This window comes from Sphingomonas sp. PAMC 26617 (genome assembly GCF_000242835.1).
Classification (GTDB): domain Bacteria; phylum Pseudomonadota; class Alphaproteobacteria; order Sphingomonadales; family Sphingomonadaceae; genus Sphingomonas.
In genome coordinates this window covers 793,141-813,599 of the sequence record NZ_JH594425.1, presented here as the reverse complement: position 1 = coordinate 813,599, position 20,459 = coordinate 793,141, and the positions used below count along the sequence as shown (strand labels likewise).

At 69.1% G+C, this 20,459-nt stretch carries 21 protein-coding genes; 8 read left to right on the top strand and 13 right to left on the bottom strand.

Translation table 11 applies throughout. The annotated features are described in order from the left end of the window. Positions 1–2 precede the first annotated feature (2 nt). The 6 genes from fliN to RH91_RS03350 form a co-directional block, all read right to left on the bottom strand. Positions 3–392, bottom strand: coding sequence for a flagellar motor switch protein FliN (gene fliN, locus RH91_RS03375; RefSeq protein WP_010161124.1), 390 nt, complete (start codon positions 390–392; stop codon positions 3–5). Then, on the bottom strand, positions 392–2,011 hold the full coding sequence (fliF, locus tag RH91_RS03370) for a flagellar basal-body MS-ring/collar protein FliF (RefSeq protein WP_010161123.1): 1,620 nt from the start codon (positions 2,009–2,011) through the stop codon (positions 392–394). Before fliF ends, fliN begins: the two co-directional genes overlap by 1 nt. Before the next feature lie 97 nt (positions 2,012–2,108). Next, positions 2,109–4,124: a putative bifunctional diguanylate cyclase/phosphodiesterase gene (locus tag RH91_RS03365; protein WP_029623568.1), complete on the bottom strand. Its 2,016-nt coding sequence runs from the start codon at positions 4,122–4,124 to the stop codon at positions 2,109–2,111. Continuing rightward, positions 4,121–4,660, bottom strand: coding sequence for a heme NO-binding domain-containing protein (locus tag RH91_RS03360; RefSeq protein ID WP_010161121.1), 540 nt, complete (start codon positions 4,658–4,660; stop codon positions 4,121–4,123). Before RH91_RS03360 ends, RH91_RS03365 begins: the two co-directional genes overlap by 4 nt. A 14-nt stretch (positions 4,661–4,674) precedes the next feature. Further along, entirely contained in the window at positions 4,675–5,352 is a 678-nt protein-coding gene (locus RH91_RS03355) for a FliH/SctL family protein (protein WP_010161120.1), read from the bottom strand. Positions 5,353–5,364: 12 nt separating this feature from the next. Further along, complete coding sequence (locus RH91_RS03350; RefSeq protein WP_010161119.1) at positions 5,365–6,396, bottom strand: flagellar motor switch protein FliG; 1,032 nt, start codon at positions 6,394–6,396, stop codon at positions 5,365–5,367. A gap of 144 nt (positions 6,397–6,540) precedes the next feature. Between RH91_RS03350 and RH91_RS03345 the strand changes: the two genes are divergently transcribed. After that, positions 6,541–6,948 carry a flagellar basal body protein gene (locus RH91_RS03345; RefSeq protein ID WP_010161118.1) on the top strand — a complete coding sequence of 136 codons (408 nt, stop codon included), beginning with the start codon at positions 6,541–6,543 and terminating at the stop codon, positions 6,946–6,948. A gap of 90 nt (positions 6,949–7,038) precedes the next feature. Here RH91_RS03345 and RH91_RS03340 read toward each other — a convergent pair whose 3' ends face one another. Genes RH91_RS03340 through RH91_RS03330 form a run of 3 tightly spaced genes read right to left on the bottom strand, consistent with a single transcriptional unit; the run spans position 7,039 to position 8,886 of the window. Beyond that, positions 7,039–7,461 (bottom strand): hypothetical protein, encoded by a 423-nt coding sequence (locus tag RH91_RS03340; protein WP_010161117.1) that lies wholly within the window; start codon positions 7,459–7,461, stop codon positions 7,039–7,041. Continuing rightward, the gene (locus RH91_RS03335; RefSeq protein ID WP_010161115.1) at positions 7,451–7,759 is read right to left on the bottom strand and encodes a rod-binding protein; all 309 of its coding nucleotides are present in this window, start codon (positions 7,757–7,759) and stop codon (positions 7,451–7,453) included. Before RH91_RS03335 ends, RH91_RS03340 begins: the two co-directional genes overlap by 11 nt. Continuing rightward, complete coding sequence (locus RH91_RS03330) at positions 7,759–8,886, bottom strand: flagellar basal body P-ring protein FlgI (protein ID WP_010161114.1); 1,128 nt, start codon at positions 8,884–8,886, stop codon at positions 7,759–7,761. The genes RH91_RS03335 and RH91_RS03330 overlap by 1 nt, the downstream gene beginning before the upstream one ends. Positions 8,887–8,992: 106 nt before the next feature. Here RH91_RS03330 and RH91_RS03325 point away from each other — a divergent pair, with 106 nt between their 5' ends. From RH91_RS03325 to map, 3 genes are all read left to right on the top strand, one after another. Further along, entirely contained in the window at positions 8,993–9,382 is a 390-nt protein-coding gene (locus RH91_RS03325) for a flagellar assembly protein FliX (RefSeq protein WP_010161113.1), read from the top strand. 72 nt (positions 9,383–9,454) lie between these two features. Next, a complete protein-coding gene (locus RH91_RS03320) occupies positions 9,455–9,673 on the top strand; it encodes a ParD-like family protein (RefSeq protein ID WP_010161112.1) in 219 nt (72 codons plus the stop codon). Between the two features lies 1 nt (position 9,674). After that, entirely contained in the window at positions 9,675–10,448 is a 774-nt protein-coding gene (map, locus tag RH91_RS03315; RefSeq protein ID WP_010161111.1) for a type I methionyl aminopeptidase, read from the top strand. 170 nt (positions 10,449–10,618) lie between these two features. Here the strand turns inward: map and RH91_RS03310 are convergent, their stop codons facing one another. The 4 genes from RH91_RS03310 to RH91_RS03295 all read right to left on the bottom strand — a co-directional run bounded on the left by RH91_RS03310 (position 10,619) and on the right by RH91_RS03295 (position 17,139). After that, on the bottom strand, positions 10,619–12,517 hold the full coding sequence (locus RH91_RS03310; protein ID WP_010161110.1) for a methyl-accepting chemotaxis protein: 1,899 nt from the start codon (positions 12,515–12,517) through the stop codon (positions 10,619–10,621). Positions 12,518–12,629: 112 nt separating this feature from the next. After that, positions 12,630–13,532, bottom strand: a complete 903-nt coding sequence (locus RH91_RS03305) for a flagellin (protein ID WP_010161109.1) — start codon at positions 13,530–13,532, stop codon at positions 12,630–12,632. An 11-nt stretch (positions 13,533–13,543) separates the two neighbouring features. Next, complete coding sequence (locus RH91_RS03300; protein WP_029623566.1) at positions 13,544–15,646, bottom strand: FlgK family flagellar hook-associated protein; 2,103 nt, start codon at positions 15,644–15,646, stop codon at positions 13,544–13,546. 188 nt (positions 15,647–15,834) lie between these two features. Beyond that, complete coding sequence (locus RH91_RS03295; protein WP_081469491.1) at positions 15,835–17,139, bottom strand: flagellar hook protein FlgE; 1,305 nt, start codon at positions 17,137–17,139, stop codon at positions 15,835–15,837. Positions 17,140–17,326: 187 nt separating this feature from the next. Here RH91_RS03295 and RH91_RS03290 point away from each other — a divergent pair, with 187 nt between their 5' ends. From RH91_RS03290 to RH91_RS03275, 4 genes are read left to right on the top strand one after another with little or no spacing between them, the layout of a single operon-like run. Further along, entirely contained in the window at positions 17,327–17,719 is a 393-nt protein-coding gene (locus RH91_RS03290) for a flagellar biosynthesis repressor FlbT (RefSeq protein WP_010161106.1), read from the top strand. Positions 17,720–17,725: 6 nt separating this feature from the next. Then, entirely contained in the window at positions 17,726–19,063 is a 1,338-nt protein-coding gene (gene fliI, locus RH91_RS03285) for a flagellar protein export ATPase FliI (protein ID WP_010161105.1), read from the top strand. Further along, positions 19,047–19,481, top strand: a complete 435-nt coding sequence (locus tag RH91_RS03280) for a hypothetical protein (protein WP_010161104.1) — start codon at positions 19,047–19,049, stop codon at positions 19,479–19,481. Before fliI ends, RH91_RS03280 begins: the two co-directional genes overlap by 17 nt. Further along, complete coding sequence (locus RH91_RS03275) at positions 19,478–20,407, top strand: hypothetical protein (RefSeq protein WP_010161103.1); 930 nt, start codon at positions 19,478–19,480, stop codon at positions 20,405–20,407. The genes RH91_RS03280 and RH91_RS03275 overlap by 4 nt, the downstream gene beginning before the upstream one ends. Positions 20,408–20,459: the final 52 nt, after the last annotated feature.

Sequence of the window (20,459 nt, the reverse complement as noted above, 5' to 3'; positions counted from 1 at the left end):
GCTCAGCGCCCCGCCCGGACGATTTCGGTGAGCGTCACGCCAAGCGCGTGATCGACCAGCACCACCTCGCCGCGCGCGACGAGGCGATCGTTGACGAAAACATCGACGGGCTCGCCGACACGCCGGTCGAGTTCGAACACCATTCCGGTGCACAGCCCGAGCAGATCCCCGACCGGCATCTGCGCGCGCCCGAGCACCGCCTGCACCTTGACCGGCACTTCATGCACCGCTTCCAGCCCGGTCGGGGGGGCAGGGGACGTCGCTGCGACCGGATCGTCGAATTCCTGATAGACCGGACCGATCGAGTCCTCGGTCGCGCCGGCGAATGTCGCCAGATCGTGCGACGCCTGCGCGTCGTCGGGAATGACCGGGTCGGACATGCTTGGCTCCATCATGCGTTCATCCACTGGCGCAGGACCGCTGCCGCCTCGGGCGGGCTGGCGGCGACGCTGTCGCCGATCTTCTTCAGGACCGATGCCTTCACGCGGCCATCGACCTGCGCGACGGTGATCTCATGGTCGAGCAGCGGCTGGTCGCTCTGCGCCGCCTGTAGCGCCTCGAGCTGGCGCAGTGCGTCGGGATCGCCGCCGGCGGCCTGCTCGGCGATCGCGAGCATTTCCGCCTGCTGGTCGGCGAGCGCGGCCTGCGGGTCTTCGGCGGGGGCCGCCGCGACCGGATCGCGCCGCGCGCGGATCATCCGCAGCGCGACCAGCCCGACCCCGGCGATCACCAGCAGCTTGACCAGCCCGACGACCTGATCCGACGTCAGCACCGCCCACCATGCGCTCTTGCTGTCCGCCAGCGCGCCGTCCGCGGCGAACGCCATGCTTTCGATGACCACGCTGTCGCCGCGCTGCGCATCAAGGCCGACGGTATTCTCGACCAGCCCCTTCAGCCGCTGGATCTGCGGCGCGGGCAGGCCCTTGGTGCCGCCATCGACCATCACTGCGACGGTCAGCCGGTTGATCTTCCCCGGCGCGCGGACGACCATGCTGTGCGTGGTGCTGTTGGCGTAGGTCGTGTCCTCGGAGGTTTCCTTGCGTGCGGTCTGCCGCGTGTCGCCGCCCCCGGCGGCCGGGGGTTGTCCCTGTGCTTCGGGAAGCTGCGTCGCGACGGTTGCCGCGCCGGTGCTCTGAAGTTCGCGATTCTGGTCGTCATTGTCGACCGTCACCTGCCGCGCGATCACCTGCTTGTCGGGATCGAACACGGTCGAATCCTCGCGCGTCTGGTCGCGGTCGATCTGCGCCGCGACTTCCGCGCGGACCTTGCCCTGGCCGACGATCGGCTCGAGCAAGGCGACGATCTGGTCGCGCAGCTTCCCCTCGACCTGCGCCTGGCGCGTGTCGGCGTCGCTGCCGCCCATTGCATTCGCTTCGCCCGCGCGCGCGAGCAGCGCGCCGGTCTGGTCGACGATCGACACCGCTTCGGGCGCGAGTTCGGGAACGGCGGACGACACGAGGTAGCGGATCGCCTGGATCGTCTCGGCGGGGAGCCGTCCGCGCGTCTTGACCGTGACGGCGGCCGATGCACGGCGCGCCTCGGCGGCGAACATCTGGCGCTCGGGCATGACGAGATGGACGCGCGCCTGCGTTACCGCGTCGATGCTCTGGATCGAGCGCGCGAGTTCCCCCTCGATCGCGCGGGTCTCGTCCATCTTGGCGCGCGAGGCCGAGACGCCGAACGGCTGTTCGGCATCGAGCACGTCATAGCCGATCTTGCCGCCGAGCCGGTCGCCCGCAAGCGTCATGCGGAGGGTGGCAATCTTGTCCTGCGGCGCGAGCACCGCGCTGCCGTCGGCCGAAAGCTGGAACGGGATGTTCTGCGCGCGCAGCTTCTCGCCGATCGCGGCGGCGGCGGTCGGGTCGAGGTCGGTGAACAGGAACGCCATCGTCCGGTCCTCGCCGCGCAGTGCGACGACCCCTAGCACCGCGAGCAGCGCGGCGGCGACCACACCCATCACGATCAGGCGTTTGGGCCCCAATTGGGCGATCAGTTGGCGGAACTGCTCCAAGCGCGACCCCGTGGCGTTGCGGGGCAACAGCCCCGTTTGCCGAATTATAGGCAGGCGGGGGCGGGGCAGGTCTTGCCGGTGGGAAAAACTTGCCGGGTTAGCCCGCGTCCCGTGGCGCGAGCAGCGTCGCTGCATGGCTCGCGACCGCGGGTCGGCCGAAATGATAGCCCTGGCCCAGCTCGCAGCCGAGTTCGATCAGCAGCTCCGCCTGCGCCGGGGTTTCGATCCCCTCGGCGACGATCGTCATGCCGATGGTCCGCGCGAGCGCGACGATCGCGCGGACGATGCCGTCGCCCTTGCCGTGCCCGTCCATCGCCATCACGAAGCTGCGGTCGATCTTGAGCACGTCGAACGGCAGGCGGTGGAGCGAGGACAGTGAGGAGAAGCCGGTCCCGAAATCGTCGAGGCTGGTCTGCACCCCCCAGCGCCGGATTTCCTCGATCACCTGGCAGGTATGGTCGATATCGACGATCGCGGTGCTCTCGGTCAGCTCTAGCCGGATCCGCGTCGGGTCGACCCCGGTCTCGAGCACGATCTGCCGCACGCGTGCGGCGAAGCCCGGCTGCGCGAACTGTCGCGCGGAAATGTTGATGCTGATGAAGGGCGCGACCCCGTCGCGCATCGGCCAGCTCGCCGCGGTCGCGCAGGCCTCGCGCAGCACCCAGTCGCCGAGGAACAGGATCAGCCCGCTCGTTTCCGCCACGTCGATGAACTCGGCGGGCAACAGCCGACCGCGGAGCGGATGGTTCCAGCGCACCAGCGCCTCGAACCCGCAGACCGACCGGCTTGCGTCGAGCGTCACGATCGGCTGGTAATCGAGCTCGAACTGGCGGTTTTCGATCGCGGCGCGCAATTCGTCGGTCAGCCGCGCGCGGTCGCGCAGCGTTTCCCCCAGCGCCTCGGTAAAGCCGATCGTGCGGCCACGGCCCCCCGCCTTCGCCTCGTACATCGCCAGATCGGCGTCGCGCAGCAAATGGTCGACATTGGCGTGGAGCGCATTGCCGATCGCAAAGCCGATCGAGGTTCCGACCGGCGCAATGTCGGTGACGAGGCCAAGCCTGTCCTGCAACGCGTCGTGCAGCGCGGTGGCGATCGTGCCGATCGTGCCGTGTGCCGCAAGGTCCTCGCCCGCCAGATCCTCGACCAGAATCGTGAATTCGTCGCCGCCCATCCGTGCGGGGGAGGCGCGCCAAGCGGCGGGATGCGCCCCGCGCTCGCCCTCCAGCCGCGCCAGCGTGTCGCGCAGGATATCCGCGACGCGGATCAGCACGCGGTCCCCGGCATGGTGGCCAAGCGAATCGTTGACCAGCTTGAAGCCATCGAGATCGAGCACCATCACCGCGAGCGCATGCCGCCGCGGCGGCGCGAGCCGATCGAAGCTCGCCTGCAGCCGATCGCTGAACAACGCGCGATTGGGCAGGCGGGTCAGCGGATCGTGCAACGCGTCATGGACCAGCGCGCGCTGTGCACGGTCCCGCTCGAACACGCGACCGAGCTGGATCCCCGCCTGTTCGAGGATGCCGATGATCTCGGTGTCCTCGGGCACCGCCTGGCGCATGTAGAATTCGAGCACGGCCACCACGTCATTGCCCGCGAGCACCGGAAACGCGCAGCCGGTGCCGAGCCCGCAGCGCGCGGCGACGTCGGCGCGGAGGAAGTGTTCGGAATGGCCCGGATCGGTGATCCACTCGGAGCGCCCCCTCGCGAAGACCCGGCCCGGCAGCCCTTCGCCGCGACCGAACGGCATGCGGCGCGATGCCTCGACGAACGCCATCACGTCTGCCGCATCGGTCGCGCGCCAGATGTCGCACGCCTCGACCCGGAGCAGATCGTGCGACACCATCAACACGTTGCCGACCGTCCAGCTCATCCGTTCGCAAATCATTTCCAGCGCGGCATCGAGTGCCTCGGGAATCGTGCGCGCGCTGTTGGCAAGCTCGGTGATATGCTGGAGCAGCTGCAACCGCTGCTTGCTTTCGTACAGCGTGCGGAGCCCGTGTTCGGCGATTCGCTCGGCCTCCAGCCGCGCCGCGCGTTCGCGCTGGGCAATCCGTTCAGCGCGCGCGAGCTGTTGCTCTAACGCCGGAGCCGCCGCCACGAGGGCGTGTTTCATCCGTCCCACCGGACGCGAAGCCGACAGAGCGGGCTATCGTCCAGCATGCAGGCCAGATGCGAGATTGTTACCTGTTCGCCATAATGCATCGCCGCGCCCCGGATGAACCCCTCCGCCAGCGCGCACAGCCGGCGCGGCGACTGGTAGCCGATGATCAGGTCGCCATCGGGCGCGGTGCTGAACTGGAAGTGCGGGCAGCCCGCGCCCGAGTAAAGCTTGCGGACTTCGGGGTGGATGATCTCGTTGACGCTCAGGATGAAGCTGCGCGCGCTGCGGTGGCCTTCGAAGAAGACACCATAGCGTTCGGCGAGCAACGGCATCGCCGCCTCGCCGAACCAGCGCAGCACGTCCGCCGGGGCGGCGCCGGTCGCGGCGGCGGCGGCGTCGACCAGCGCGAGCATCGTCTCGTCGGGGTAGCTGCCAAGCGAGGTGAACGCGCCGTCGACGCCTGCTGCATCGAGCAGGTCATCCCACGTGTCCGGTCCGTGCTCAAGCGTGACGGCTTCTTCCAGGATATTGAAAATAATGCCCTTCATACGCCGGCCGCCCCTTACTGAACCGCGCTGGAATGAGACAATAACATTGCGATTTCGTTGCCGACGACGGCATCGCGCGCGGCGCGGTCGAGGCTCAGGCCGCCGTCGTCCCACGCGATCCGCGCGTCGCCCGGTGCCAGTGCCGGGTCCGCCGTGACATGCAGGTTGAGGCGACGACGGTCCTGCGCCTGCCGCTGCGCGATGCGATTCTCGACGGGTTCCAGGAGATCGGGGTGGACTCGCACGACCAGCTCGGTCCCGCGCGCCACCTGCGCGAGCGCGCGGCCGATCGCCGCGTCGATCGGTGCAGCGGGATCGAGCGCGAGCGTGTGCGCGGCGAGGTGTTCGGCGGCGGTCCGCGCGAGGGCGGCGGCATCGCGGAGCAGCTCGGCACGGGTTTCGCCGAGCGAGTCGGTCAGCGCCTCGACCCCGCAATGGAGCGCATCGATCGCCGCGAGCAGCGCGGTCTCGCGGTCCGCCCGGGCATGGACCAGCCCTGCGGCGAAGCCGTCGGCGCGCGCGCGGGCGAGCTCGTCGCGGTGCGCTGCGTCGCGGCGCGCCGCTTCGGCCTGCGCCAGCTCGAGCTCGATCGCGAGCGACTCCGCATCGCGGGGCTCGTCTTCGGCCTGCGGGGCGGCGGCGGTGAAGACGCGGTCGAACGCGAACGGGCGCGCGTGGAACGACAAATCCATAAAAACCTCCGGTTACAGGATCATCGTATCGTCGCTCTTGGGGTCGACCAGCACGATCTCCCCCCGTTCGGCGAGCGATTTGGCGAGCCGCACGAGCGCGCTTTGCGCTTCCTCGCAGTCGCGCGCGCGGATCGGGCCCATCCCGGCCATGTCCTCGCGCAGCAGCTTCGCCGAGCGCTCGGTCATCGTCGAGAAGAACAGTTGCTTGATGAGCTCGGGCGCGCCCTTGAGGGCGAGCGCCATCTGCCGCTTGTCGGCCTGCCGGACGATCACGCCGATCGCGGCGGGGAGAAGGTTGGCGAGGTCCTCGAAGGTGAACATCAGCGCGCGGATCCGTTCGGCGGACTCGGGCGCCTTGGCATCGAGTGCCTCGAGCATCGCTTCCTCGGTCGCGCGGTCCATCGCGTTGAACAGCTCGGCCATCGATTCATGCGGGTCGCGGCGTTGCGAGCGCGCGAAATTGGCCATGAACTCGTTCTTGAGCGTCGCCTCGACCTGCGCGAGCACTTCCTTCTGCACCGTGTCCATCCGCAGCATCCGCTGGACGACATCCACCGCCAGATCGCGCGGCAGCGCGGCGAGCACGCGCGCGGCATGGTCGGACTTGAGCTTGGACAGGATCACCGCGATCGTCTGCGGATATTCGTTGCGCAGATAGCCCGCGAGCACGCCTTCGCTGACGTTCGACAATTTGTCCCACATCGTCCGGCCGGACGGCCCGCGAATATCCTCCATGATGTCGCGCACGCGCTCGGGCGGCATCATCCCGTTCAGCAGCCGTTCGGTCGTCTCGAACGAGCCGTGGCAGGAGGAAAGGCTCGAGATTTCGGTGGTGAACTGGAGCAGCAGATGCTCGATCACCGCGGCGGGCACGCGCCCGAGCTGCGACATCGCCGACGACAGCTCCTTCATCTCCTCGACCGAAAGCTGCTCCCAGATCGGCGCGCCATAATCCTGCCCGAGCGCGAGCATCAGCGCGGCGGCGCGCTCGCGTTGCGAGAAGCGTTTGAGCTCGGCGGGTTCGGCGACGGGGGCCATCAGCATGACGGAATGCTCCAGCAACAGACTTGGTAACGCCGCCGGATGCCGCGCGGCACGTCTATTATAGAGGCGGGACGGCCCATCTCGGGCCGCCGCTCGCGTGTTTAGAAGCGCTGCCAGCGCCAGCCAGGATGGGACTGCACGAGAATGACCGATCTGATCGCCGGTGCAGTCCGCCAGATGAAGCATCTTGCCGAACGCCAGCGCGTGGTCGCGCAGAACATCGCCAACAGCGAGACGCCCGGCTTCAAGGCGCAGGACGTCGCGGCCCCCGATTTCGGGACGCTGCTGGACGGGGGCGGAAGTTCCGGCGTCGCCGCGCCGCGCGTCGCGCCGACCGCGGCGATGGTCGCGCTCGGCGCACGGCCGGGGGCGGGCACCGCGCTCATTCCGGATCGCGACACGTTCGAGACCAAGCCCGACGGCAACACGGTCACGCTGGAGGATCAGTTGCTCAAGATGGGCCAGATCCAGGCGGACTTCGCGGCAGTCACGGGCATCTACCGCAAGCAGCAGGCGCTGCTCCAGACCGCGCTCGGCAAGCATGGGGGGTGATCCCCCCATCCGTTCGGGCTGAGCGCAGTCGAAGCCTCTGGCACGCCGCGGGCCCTGCAACTTCGCTGAGGGCGAACGGCGTGAGGCCTCTTACAAACTCGTATTGATCGCGATCGGTGCTGCCTGTTCGGTGTTCCACAGCAGCCCGCCCGCGCCATAAGCCGTCGCGGTCGCGCCGGTGCGGCGTTGCGCTTCCTGCGCGATCGCGCCGAGCAGATCGTCGGACAGCGCGATTTGCCGTTCGAGGACCACGGCATTGGCGCGTGCGGCCTGCATCAGGGCTTCCGAAGCCGTTGCCAGCGCCGTGCGGGTGTCCGGATCGAGCGTCGCCTGCCAACCCGGGGTCTCGCGGTCGTTCCGCGCGAGCCGAGTCTCGAGCGCGGCGACGACGCGGCCCTTGGCGGTGGCGAGCTCGCCGATCCGGCGATAGCCGCCGGGCCGGGCGAGCAGGTCGCTCTCCTCGCCGATCAGGAGCGTGAGCGACTGGACGAGATCGAGGAGTTCAGCGGGCATCGGGGGTTCCTTGCTGGAGGCGCAGGATCTGGTCGAGGACGCTCGGCGCGAGGCCGAGCCCGCCGCGCGCGGCCATTGCGGTGCCGAGCTTTTCCGCGAGCACGCCGCGGAACACGTCCTCGCCATTGCCGCCCGAGAATTCGCCGGGGTCGACGCTTTCCATCATCAGCTGGGTCATCTGGCCGAGGAACACCGCCTCGAACGATTCCGCGGTCTTGCGGTCCTTCGGGGTCGGCGTCGGTGTCGCTGTCGGAGCGGGCGTGGCGGGCACAGCGCCGACGGGGCGCGCGGAGTCCATCATTGCACCTGGATATCGGCCTGGAGCGCACCTGCGCTCTTCACCGCCTGGAGGATCGTGATCAGGTCGCGTGGGCTGACGCCGAGCGTGTTGAGCCCGGAGACGAGCGCGGCGAGGGTCGGTTCGCCACCGACCAGCCCGAGCGAGGCGTTGTTGCCGTCGTTGACGGTGATCGCGGTGCGCGGGACGGTCGTCGTCTGGCCGTTCGACAAGGGCGCAGGTTGCGACACGACCGGGCTTTCGGTGACGCTGATCGTCAGCCCGCCCTGCGCGATCGCGACCGGGCTGATCCGCACGTCCGCGCCCATCACGACCGTTCCCGAGGCTTCGTTGATGACGACGCGGGCGGGCTGATCGACCTTGACCGGCAGATTCTCGATCGCGCCGACCAGGTCGACCATCGATCCGCCAAAGCCGCTGCCCGAATGCAGCTCGACCGTGGCGGGGTCGAGCACCGTCGCGGTCCCCGCGAACCGGCCGTTGACCGCCGCCGCGATCGTGTTGGCGGTGGTGAAATCGGGGTTCTTGAGCGCGAGCTTGAGCGTCGTCGCGGAGCGCAGCGCATAGGGCACTTCGCGCTCGATGATCGCACCATCCGCGATCCGCGCGGAAGTGGCGACGCCGCGACTGACGCTCGCGCCGGCCCCTTGCGCCTTGAACCCCGAGACCGCGAGCGGCCCCTGCGCGACCGCGTAGATCTCGCCGTCGAGCGCGCGCAGCGAGGAGACGATCAGCGTGCCGCCCTGCAGGCTGGTGGCATCGCCGATCGCCGAGACGGTGACGTCGATCCGCGAGCCGGCGCGCGCGAACGGCGGCATCGTCGCGGTGATCGAGACCGCGGCGACGTTCTGCGTCTTGAGCGGCGAGCCGCGCACGTTGACCCCCATCCGCTCGAGCATCGCCTGGAGCGATTCCTCGGTGAACGGCGCGTTGCGCGTGCGGTCGCCGGTGCCCGCGAGCCCGACGACGATGCCATAGCCGACCAGCTGGTTGGAGCGGACGTTCTCGACGTCGACGACATCCTTGATCCGACCGTTGGCGAGCGCCGCCGGAGCCGCCAGCACCATCGCGAGCGTGACGAGCATGCGGATCACCCTCAAGGCCTGAAGCGTCGCGACGCTGCGCATATTTCCCTTCCCCTCGGTCACCAAAGACCGTTCGCTTCTCTTATAGGAAGACAGAGCGGCGACGGTTCGCCGGGGAGAACGGGTTTTGCGCGTTGAAGGGGTTTCGGTGCCGGTTCAGGCGTTGCTCGCGGCGCTGCCGCGCGCGACCGCCGGGTTCCGCGCGACCGACGCCGCGCCCGCCGCAACCGAACTGCCCGCGCCACCGCGCCCGCTGCAGGCGGCGACCTCGGTCCAGATGCTCGTCGCGCTGGCGGCGACCGAACCCCCGCGCGAGCGCCGTCGCCGTCTGGTCGCCGAAGTCGATCACGGCCTCGGGCTGCTCGAACGGCTCCACGCCGCCACGGCCGCCGGCGTGGCCCCGCCCGCGATGCTCGCCGAGATGGCGGATTGGGTGGCGCGGTTCGTTCCGCCCGACGATCCCCAGGCCGCCGCAATCGCGCGCGACGTCGAACTTCGCGTCCGCGTCGAGCTCGCGCGGCACGACCGACACCTGTAACCCCGCCTGCGTTGACGACCGGCACTATGAACCATATACGGTTCATATGGTCAGGTTCGACAAGGCGGTGATATGGGTATCGTGAAGATCGACGACATCTTGCACGAGGATGCGCGACTGGCGGCGAGCGTGATGTGCCGCTCGATCAACGCGCAGGCCGAATTCTGGATGAAGATCGGGATGCTCGCGGAAGCGCATCCGACCTTGTCGTTCAACGACATCGTCACTGCGCAACTGGCGTCCGCGCGGGTCCATCGGCCCGAGGTCGCCGTGCCGCGCGACACCGTCTGAGATGATCAAGACCGCTGCCGAAATCGCGCTGCTGCGCGTGTCGGGGAAATTGCTCGCGTCCGTTTTCGAGATGCTCGACACGCAGGATCTGGTCGGCATGACGACGTTGCAGGTCAACGACCTGGTCGAGCGGTTCATCACCGTGGATCTCGCATCGCGCCCCGCGAGCAAGGGGCAATACGGGTTTCAATACGTGCTCAACTGCTCGATCAACCACGTCGTCTGCCACGGCGTCCCCAGCGCGGACGCGGTGATCGCGGCGGGCGACATCATCAACCTCGACATCACGCTCGAGAAGAACGGCTTCATCGCGGATTCGAGCAAGACCTATATCGTCGGTACGGCAACCCCCGCCGCGCGGCGGCTGGTGCGCGTGACGCAGGAAGCGATGTGGAAGGGGATCGGCGCCGTGCGGCCCGGCGCGCATCTCGGCGACATTGGCTTCGCGATCGAACGCCATGCCAAGCGGAACGGATATGCGGTCGTGCGCGACTATGCCGGGCACGGAATCGGTCGCGAGATGCACGAGGAACCGACCGTCCTGCATTTCGGCCGCGCCGGGACCGGAATGCTGCTGCGCGAGGGGATGGTCTTCACGATCGAGCCGATGCTCAACCAGGGCACCCGTAAGGTTTCGACCAAGGCGGATGGCTGGACGGTCGTCACCAACGACGGCAAATTGTCCGCGCAGTTCGAGCATACCGTCGCGGTGACCGCCACCGGGGTCGAGGTGCTGACGCTGCGGCGGGACGAAGGGGCGGGCGGGCGGCGCTAGCGTTTTCCTGCTGCGTTTCTTGCTGTCCTTCCCTTCTGCGCTTCCCCGGCGAAGGCCGGGGCCCAGTCGTGGAGGTCGGCGTAGAGAGCGCAATCGCCAGCATTCTTCTGTTCCACTTCTGGGCCCCGGCCTGCGCCGGGGAAGGAGTAGTTTCGGGACGCCCCCCCCCCTCAGAACTCGTCCCAATCGTCCTTGTCGCGCACCAGCGCGGGGATCGCGGCGGCGGGGAGCGGCTTGACCGGTGCGAGATAGGCTGGCGTTGTCTTGCCCGGTGCGGCATTTTTAGCAGCCGCTTTCGCAACGGGCCTGGCGACCGTCTTTGCCGTCGCCACGTGCTGCCCGATCGTGAACACCGCCGCCTTCTGCGTCAGCGTCCCGACTTCGCCGTTGAGGTTGCGCGCGGCGGCGGAGGCTTCCTCGACCATCGCCGCATTCTTCTGCGTCCCTTCGTCCATGTCGTGGATCGCGGTGGCGATCTGCTGGATCGCGGCGGCCTGCGCGGCATTGTCCACCGACATCGAGGCGAGCAGCTCGTGCACCACGCCGACATCGTCCGAGATCGCGAGCAGCGCGCGATCGACCTTGTGGACCGCGTCGACCGCGAGGACGACGTCGTTCTGCGTCGTGGTCAATTGCTCGCGGGCGCGCTTGGCTTCTTCCTCGGAGCGCATCGCGAGCTGCCCGACGAGATCCGCGACGACCGCGAAGCCGCGCCCGGATTCGCCCGCACGCCCCGCCTCGACTGCGGCGTTCATCGCAAGCACGCGGGTCTGGAACGCGATCTTGTCGAGCCCCTCGATCACGCTGTCGATCCCCTTGGCGCTGTCCGACACGCGGTGCATCGCCTGGACCGCCTCGCCTGCGGTGCCGCGACCGGTGCCGACCGTCGCGATCGCCTGGTCCGCGCGCTCGACCGTGCGGTGCGCATTGTCGGCGCCGGTGCGGAGCCGGTCGTTGATCTGCGTGACCGCAGCCGAGGTTTCCTCCAGCGACGCGGCGCTCGCCTCGGTCCGGCGGGCAAGGTCTTCCGATGCCTGTTCGATCTCGCTCGATCCCGCACGGATCGTCCGCGCGCTGTCCGACACCGCGCCGATCAGGTCGCGCAGGCTGGCGAGCGCGGCGTTGTAATGCGCCCGCAACTCGGCGTAGCTCGGCGGGAACTCGCGCGTGATCGGCTGGGTCAGGTCGCCCTTCGCCATCCGCTCGAGATGCCCCGAGACGGTCTCGATCACCATCGCCTGATCCGCGTCGGCAACCTTCTTCGCGGCGGCCTGCCGGTCCTGTTCAACCGCATTGTCGCGGAACACCAGCAACGCGCGCGCCATTGCGCCGACTTCGTCGCGCCGTTCGGTGCCGTCGACGTCGATTGCGTTGGTTCCGCCGGCGAGCGTGCGCATGCCCTTCTCGAGCGCGCCAAGCGGCCCCGTGATCGTCCGCTGCGTCACCAGGATGCTGGCGCCGATCGCGACGATCACGCCGATCACGCCGATCAGCACCAGGCTGTGCTGCGTCGCGGACGCGCGCGCCGCGAGCGCGGCCGTGGTGTCGTTCGAGGCGGTTTCGCGCGTGTCGATCAGCGTGGCGATACTCTCCCTGAACTGCGCGGCAAGCTGGTCGGCCTCGCTCAACGAGCGGCGCGCGCCGTCATTGTCGTTGCGCAGACCCTGCTCCATCGCGTGCCCGACGCTGGCATCGAGGCGCGACAATCGCGTTTCGATCGCGCGAAGCGCTGCGGCGGCGGCGGGTTCGGCCTGTGCCACCTTCCGCAGCAGGTCATGCGCCTCGGCGGTGTCGCGGCGTTCCTGCGCGGCGGCGTCGCGCGCTTCCTTGCTGGCGCCGTCATACGCCATCGTCTTGTAACCGGCATAGACCAACGATCCCGACAGATCGCTGATCCGCGCCAGCCGCGTATTGCTGGGCAGGGTCGTCCCCGACAGCGCGGCATAGCCGGTGCTGATCGAGCCCAATTGGCTTGCACCGTTGAACACGACGAACAGGGTCACGACCCCGAGCGACAGGATCAGGACCGCGATCTTGATCGCGATCTTGAGATTGGTGAAGAAGGTCATCGTTGCCCCTTTGCGTGCAAGACTCCACCGCACGGAAGAAGCGGCGATGGATCGATCCCGGATATTATAGAGTGCAGGCGGCGCGCCCGTTGTCGCCCTGCCGACAATTCGCTCACCGCAGGTAATCGGCGAGGCTGAGCCCGCTCAACTGGCTGAACACCGAATAGCTTGCCTGCAGCATCGTCTTCTGTTGCGACAGGTCCATCGCGATCTGCCCGAGATCGGCATCCTCCTGGGTGCTGATGATCCCCTTGAACAGCGTCGCGCGGTCCTCGGCGCGCGTCGTGAGCGTCTCGGCCTGCGCCTGTCGGTGCCCGTTTTCGGCGTTGAGCGCGCGAACCCCCGTCATTGCACGGTCGAGCGCGGTTCCGGCGTCCTTCAGCGCGGTGCTCTGCGCCGCGGTCAGCGGGCCGGTGAACGGCCCCGCATCCGCCAGCTTGCGGAACACCTGTGCGACCGCGCCGCCGAGATCGCTGGCGGAGATGCCGTACACCATGTCGCGATTGTCGCCGACCCGCGCGCTGGCGCGGACGCTGCCATTGGTGAAATCCTTGGCGGGGTCGCTCGACAGGTCCTGCAGCGTGGCAGGGGTGAACGGCTTCGCGTCCTGCCCGCCGCCGAACAGCGGAACGCCGCCCTCCTCGGTATTGAGCAGCGCGGAAAATTGCGCGAACGCGCTTTGGATCGTATCCTGCAGCCCCGCGGTTTCGCCGGTTCCCTTGGCGGTGAGCAGGCTTTGCTGGAGGTCGGTGCCGAGCGTGTCGATCCCGCTGATCGCGGTGTCGTACAGCAACAGCGTGGTGCCGAGCTGCCTGGCGACGGTCGATTGCGCCTCGGCGCGCGCCAGCATCGAATGCGTCGTCAGCGTGCGCACCGCATCGCTGCCGAGCGCGGCGAGGTCGTTCGCTTTCTTGCCCGACGCAAGCTGCGCCTGCGTTTCCGCAAGCCGCGCCTGGTTGCGCTGGATCGCGTCGGCGGTGAGGCGTTGCTGCGGAATGGTGGCGATACGGGTCATGCCGGTTCCTTTCAACGGACCATGGTGAGCAGCGTGTCGTACATCGCGTTCACCGTGGAGATGACGCGCGCGGCGGCCGAATAGCTGTTCTGCAGCACGACCATCTGCGACAGTTCCTCGTCGATGTTGACGCCCGAAAAGCTGTCGCGCCGATTGACCGCATCGTCGCGCCGCGCGGTCGCCTCGGTCAGCCGCATCTTGGCGAGCGCGGCACTGCTGCCCGCGCCGCCGAGCACCTGCGCGGCCAGCTTCTCGACCGAAACAATGCCTGCGACACCGAGGTCGATCGGCTTGCCCTGCGCATCGGCATAGCCCGCCGCGCCCGTACGGTCGGTGCTGCCGAGCGCGATCCCGCCGGGCACCGCGCGCGTATCGAGCAGCGCGAGCGGCAGGCGGCCGGTATTGCCCTGGATATCGGGGCGGATCTCGCCCGACTGGAGCACGCTCGCACCGCCGGTCAGCCCCGCGATCATCGTGAAGCTGCGCCCGGTCCCCGCGCGATCGGTCGAATCGCCGGGGATGCTGAGCGAGGCGCCCGCGACATTCGGGTTGGCGGCGAACCGCATCCGGCCCGTCGCATCGAGCGAGACCTGGCCGAACTGCCCGAGCGGACTTGCGTTGAGGCTGGTGACGAGATCGCCGAACGTGCCCCCCGCAACCGGCGCCAGCGTATATTGCGCGAGCAGCCGCCCCGCACCGTCGCGCAGCATGACCTGCGCGGTGCCGCCGGCGGCAAAGCCGTGCGGGTCGCTCGCGGCGAAACCGCTCGGGATCGTCAGCCCGTCCGACCGGATCAGGTCGTTCATCCCGAACACCTGCGACAGCCCGACCCCCGCGCGCTGCGCCGGCGTGGCGGGATCCTGCCCGATCGCGACCCCGGTGTCGGGCGCGCTCGCGGCGAGGGTGAGCCGCCCGCCCGCAAAGCTCGCGGTCGCCTTGCCACCAAGTCCGGCGTTGATCGCGGCAACCATGTCCCCGACGGTCGCGGTCGGCCCCATCGCGTCGAAATCGAGAGTGGTGGACGCGACCAGCTTGCCCGCGGTGTCGGTCACCGCGACCGTCGCCTTGCCGGTGAAGCCGAGCCGGTCGCCCGTCGCCAGCGGCGTCACCGCGCCGACCAGTTGCGCGGGCGGCGGCATCGCGGTCGCGGCGTTCGAGGCGGCGTTGAGCGATTGAGCCAGGCCCGTGAACACGCTCCCCAACTGGTCGCGAAAGCCGGGGATCGTCCGGTCGCGCAGGTCGAGCAGCGCGCCGAGCTTGCCGCCGACCGCGGCATTGTCGATCCGGTCGCCGGTCGCGACCCCGGGGAGCCCGGCGGAGTCGGCGAAGCGGATGTCGATCCCGGGATAGGCCGGCTGCGCCGCGCCCGCAGCATTGCCGCCGTTGGGATAGGATAGCAGCCGCAGCCGCTGGTCGAGCAACGGCGCACCGCTCGCAGTTTCGATCGTCACGCGGCCATCGGGCTGGTCGCGCACCGTCACGCCGATCAGCCCGCTCAAGTCCTGGAGCGCGAGCATCCGCTGGTCGGACAGGCCCGACGAACTCCGCCCGAGCCCGTCGAGCCGCGACACCGCGTCGTTGAGCGTGCTGATCTGCGTCAGCAGCGCGTTGGCGCGCGACACCGTATCGCCGATCTCGGCATCGGCATCGGCGGACAAGGCGGCCGCGTCATGGTCGACCTGTTGCAGCGAGCTGATCGCGTCGCTCGTCCGCGCGACGAACGCATCGGCATTCTGCGGGACCGCGAGCGACCCGGTCAGCGTCACGCCGGCGCTGGCGACCGCATCGAGCTGCGCGGTGAGGCTCGACTCCGCCCCCGGCGCGCCGAGCGTCGCCTGGAGCCGGTCGAGATACCCCGCAGTCGTCTCCGCCGCGCCGACATCGCCCGCACGGCGATAGCTCGCCGCCTCGAGGAACCGGTCCGCGACGCGCGTCGCCTCGCCGACGACGACCCCGCTCACGCGCCCGCCGATGACGTTGGTCGAGACGGTCAACTGCTCGCGTGCGTAGCCGGGGGTGCCGACGTTCGCGATGTTGGTCGATACGACGCGCAACCCCGCCTGCGCGGCGTTGAGCCCCGACATAGCGGAGCCGAGGATATCACTGAGCGCCATATCGCCTGCCCTTTCGTCGCGCGTCGCTGACTATGATTCTATCGTTTTCCCGTCCGCTCTGCCGCTTGCCGCGGTCTCCGTTGGGAGGGGCCCTTCGACTACGCTCAGGGCGAACGGAGAGTATTGCGGCGGCTCGGATCCATTCCAGACCCGTTCGGGCTGAGCGAAGTCGAAGCCTTGCGCTCGGATCAGCGCTTCAGGTTGCTGACTTCCTGCAGCATGTCGTCGACCGTCGTGATGATCTTGGACGATGCGCTGTAGGCGCGCTGGAACCGGATCATGTTGCTGAACTCCTGCGCGAGATCGACCGTCGACGCCTCCAGCGTGCTCGCCCGGATCGTGCCTGCGCCGAGCGACCCCGGCTTGTTGATCGCGTAATTGCCTGACGCGTCGGACATCAGGAAGGCGTTGCCCGACGTGCGCGTCAGCCCGTCGGCATTGGGGAAGGTCGCGACCGGGAGCTGGAACACCTTCCGCGCAATGCCATTCTCGAACACCGCGCTGACGGTGCCACTGTCCGAGACCTGGACCGACGAGATGTTGCCGAGCATCCCTCCGTTGACGCTCGAGGTGATCAGCGCGGATTCGGAGCCGAACTGGGTCAGCCCGCTGAGGCTGCCGTTGTTGCCGATCCCGAGCGTGATCGGGTCGGCGGCGGCGCCGTTGGTCCAGGTGACCTTGAGCGGCCCGAACATCTCGGAGGTATAGACCGCGGGATCGTTGATGATGCTGCCATCGGGGTTGAAGCGGATCTCGCCGCTTGCCAGCACCCCGCCGGTCGCGGTGACATCGGCCGGGTCGGCATAGATTTCCCCGCGCCACGCGTTGGGGCCGGTCTTGACGAAGCCCATCGTCACGCGATGCGTCCCGCCCTGCGCGTCATAGACGTCGATCGCGCGGGTGAATTGCGGGGGGACGGTGCCGTTTGCGATGTCGCCACGGGCGACCGGGCCGGTGACCGCGGTCGCGCTCGACTGGAGGTTGGCGCGCAGGTCGATGCTGTTGGTCGCCATCGCGGTGCCGGTGAGGTCGCTTAGCCGGACCGGTTCGAGCGCCGCGACATTGCCGGTGTTGTTGAAGGCGCCGCTGTTGTCGAGCCGCCAGCCCTGCAGATAGAACCCCGCGGTGTTGCGCAGGAAGCCCGCAGCATCGGGCTTGAACGACCCTGCGCGCGTGAAGGCGACGGTGTCGCCGGCCCCCAGCCCGGTGCGCGTAACGAAGAAACCGCCGCCTTCGATTCCGAGATCGGTGGTGTTGCTCGACGCCTGGAGCAGCCCCTGCTTCGAGATCAGCGCCTGCGGCCGTGCGGACACGCCGCCCGCCGAATAGGTGGTGCGCGACCGGCCATCGGTGACGAGCGTGCTGAACTGCGTATCGGTGCCCTTGTAGCCGATCGTGTTGATGTTGGTGATGTTGTCGGCGACCGCGGCCATCGCAGCGGATTCTGCGCTGAGGCCCGAGACGCCAGCGTATAATGCGGAATAGAGGCTCAACCGGGGTCTCCCACGTCACAGGTGCCGGACCCGCGCCCGGCATATCGCCTGCATCATAGAAAGCCGCGGCACCGGCTGGGCGCACGCACTGCCAAAAGCGCGGGCGCGCCCGTCTAATCGTGCCCGGCGCGTCCGGCGGGGGGCAAGCGCCCCTATAAAACGCCAACACCATCGAAGGGATCGCGCGATGCGCAGCTTTGCACTGGACGACGGCGAGACGATGATCGTCAACGGTGCCACGCTGCGCGCGCCGTTCGCCTGCGACCTGCTGATCGACCCGGACGCGACCGTGCTGCGCGGAGACGATCTGATGACGCCCGATCAGGCGACGACCCCGGCGCGGCAATTGTATGTCGCGTGCCTCGCTGCCTATTGCGGCCACGACCGCGTCGCGCAGCATCACCGGATCATCGCGGCGTTGCAGATTGTGCTTGCCGGGCAGACCGACGACGCGGCGCGCGCGGTCAGCGTGCGTTTTGCTAATGCGGTCGCGGCGCGCGACTATGTCCGCGGCCTCGCCGAATGCCGGACGCTGATCGCGCAGGAGGATGGACCGCGCGGCGCGATGCTCGCGGCCTGACGCATCATGCAGTCGCTCGCTTCCGCCACCCGCGCGCTTGCCGCCGCATCGCCCGACCAGCGCTATGGCAGTGTCGTGTCGGTGCAGGGCGCGCTGATCGAGGTCGACGGCCTTGCGGGCGCCGCGCAGATCGGGTCGCGGATCGCGCTCGAGACGAGCGCGGGGCGGATCGCGGCGGAAGTCACCGGAATCCAGTCGGGCCGTGCGCAATGCCTGCCGTTCCGCGATCCGCACGGGCTGATGTCCGGGACGCGCACGTGGCTGGAGGACGGCGCGTTTGCGGTGCGGCCGTCGGCGCAGTGGCTCGGGCGGATGATCGACGGGCTCGGCCGCCCGATCGACGGGCTCGGCGCGCTGCCCGGCGGGGGCGATCCGCAACCGATCAATGCATCCCCGCCGCCCGCTGCGGTGCGCGCGCGGGTGGGCGCGCGGATCGACACGGGGGTGCGCGCGCTCGACCTGTTCGTGCCCTTGTGCAGTGGGCAGCGGCTCGGGCTGTTCGCCGGATCGGGGGTCGGCAAGTCGGTGCTGCTGTCGATGCTCGCGCGCTGGACCGCGTGCGATGTCGCGGTGATCGGGCTGATCGGCGAACGCGGGCGCGAGGTGCAGGAATTCGTCACCGACGATCTCGGCCCCGAGGGGCTCGCGCGCAGCGTCGTCGTCGTCGCGACCTCGGACGAGCCCGCGCTGATGCGACGGCAGGCGGCGTGGACCACGCTCGCGATTGCCGAGCATTTCCGCGACAAGGGGCTTAACGTGCTGTGCCTGATGGATTCGGTCACGCGCTTCGCGATGGCGCAGCGCGAGATCGGGCTCGCCAACGGCGAACCCCCCGCGACCCGCGGCTATACCCCGACCGTCTTCGCCGAACTGCCGCGGCTGCTCGAACGCGCCGGGCCGGGGTTGCCGGGGCAGGGGACGATCACGGGCGTGTTCACCGTGCTGGTCGATGGCGACGATCATAACGAACCCGTCGCGGATGCGGTGCGCGGGATTCTCGACGGGCATGTCGTCATCACGCGCAAGATCGCCGAGCGCGGACGCTATCCCGCGATCGACCTGCTCAAGTCGGTCTCGCGCACGCTGCCGCATTGCCTGTCGGACGCGGACAACCGCATCCGCCTCGCCGCGCGGCAAGTGCTCGCGCTGCATGGTGACATGGAGGAGATCGTCCGGCTCGGCGCCTATACCACGGGCGCGAACCCCGAGGTCGACCGCGCGATCTTGATCGCGCCGCAGATCGAGGCGCTGCTGACGCAGACCCGGCAGGATCGCGGCGATGCGGCCCAGGCTTTTGCGATGATGGCACAGTTGATGGAGGGCACCGATGCAGACTCCCTATGACGCCGCCTTGCGTGCGCTCGACCGCGAGATGGATGCGCTGACCCAGTTGATCGCCGCCTCCGCGTCACGGCTCGAGGAAGCGCGCGTGCTGCACAACGCGCTGGTCGAGAAGATCGCGGCGGAAACGCGGCTTGCCGCCGGCGACCGGCTGCTGATCGCCGATCCGTATCTCGCCCGCGCGCGCGGTGACCGCGAACGCTGCGCCAGCGACGCCCGCGCCGCGACGGTCGAGCTCGACCAGCTCCGCCAGCGCGCCGCGCGGCAATATGCGACGATCCGCGCGGTCGAGACCGTCGCCGACCAGTTCCGCACCGACGTGCAGCGGACCGAAGACCGGCAGCAGCAGGCGCTCGTCGACGACAGGACCGCGGTCCGCTTCGTCCGGTTGCGCAGGGCCAAGCGAAGCCCGTCGCAATGATTCCGTCGCTCGACGCCGCGCCGCTCAGCCCGACGCAGCGCGCCAACCTGATCGAAGCCGCCGCGCATGCCCAGGTGTCGGACCATCTGTGGCAGGCGGCGCTCGGGAGCGATTCGACCGCCGACCCGACCGCGCCGGAACCGGCGGCGAACACCCCTGACCGGTTCGACCTGACGCAACTGCTCGCGCTGTTCGACGCACGCCACGGCGGTGCCGCGCGGCCGTCGCCGCTGGACGCGCTCGCGTCCGACCCCGCGACCTGCCCGCCCGCGGGCGACGCGGCGACGCATCATCTCGGGCCGAATGCGATCCACGCATCGACGTTGCAGGCAGCGGCCGACCGCTCGGGCATCCCCGGCGCCGCGCTCGCCGCGATCGTCCAGGCGGAGGCAGCGAAGGATTCGGGCGGGCGGTGGAACTGCTATTCGCGCAACCCGCGGTCGAGTGCGGCGGGGCTCGGCCAGTTTCTCGGCGGGACGTGGCAGTCGCTCGCGGAGAAACCCGGATCGTGGCTCAACGGGGTCGCGCAGGCGCACGGCTGGCTTGATTCGACGGGGCGCGTGCGTGCGGAGTCGAAGGCGGCGGTGCTCGCGCTCCGCTACGATCCGACCGCGGCGATCCAGTCCATCGCGGATTACGCGCGGAGCAACCTCGACACGCTGCGCCGCGCGGGCGTTGCGGTCGGGACCGATCCGGCGACGATCGCGCGCTCGGCCTATCTCGGGCATCACCTCGGCCCCGGCGACATGGTGCGTTTCTTCAAAGGCGGGCTCGACGACGCCCGCGCACGCACGCTGCTCACCGCGCAGATCGGACACAGCGGGGCAGGGCGCGCGATCGCGGCGAGCGGCGATGCGCGCGCCGCACACCGCGCATGGCTGACCGCCTACGTCGCGCGCAACGTCCAGCCGCAACGCTTCGCCTGAGTCTTAATCGGCACCGGCCGTGCGTTCATCCTATAGAATGGTTAACCCGCTG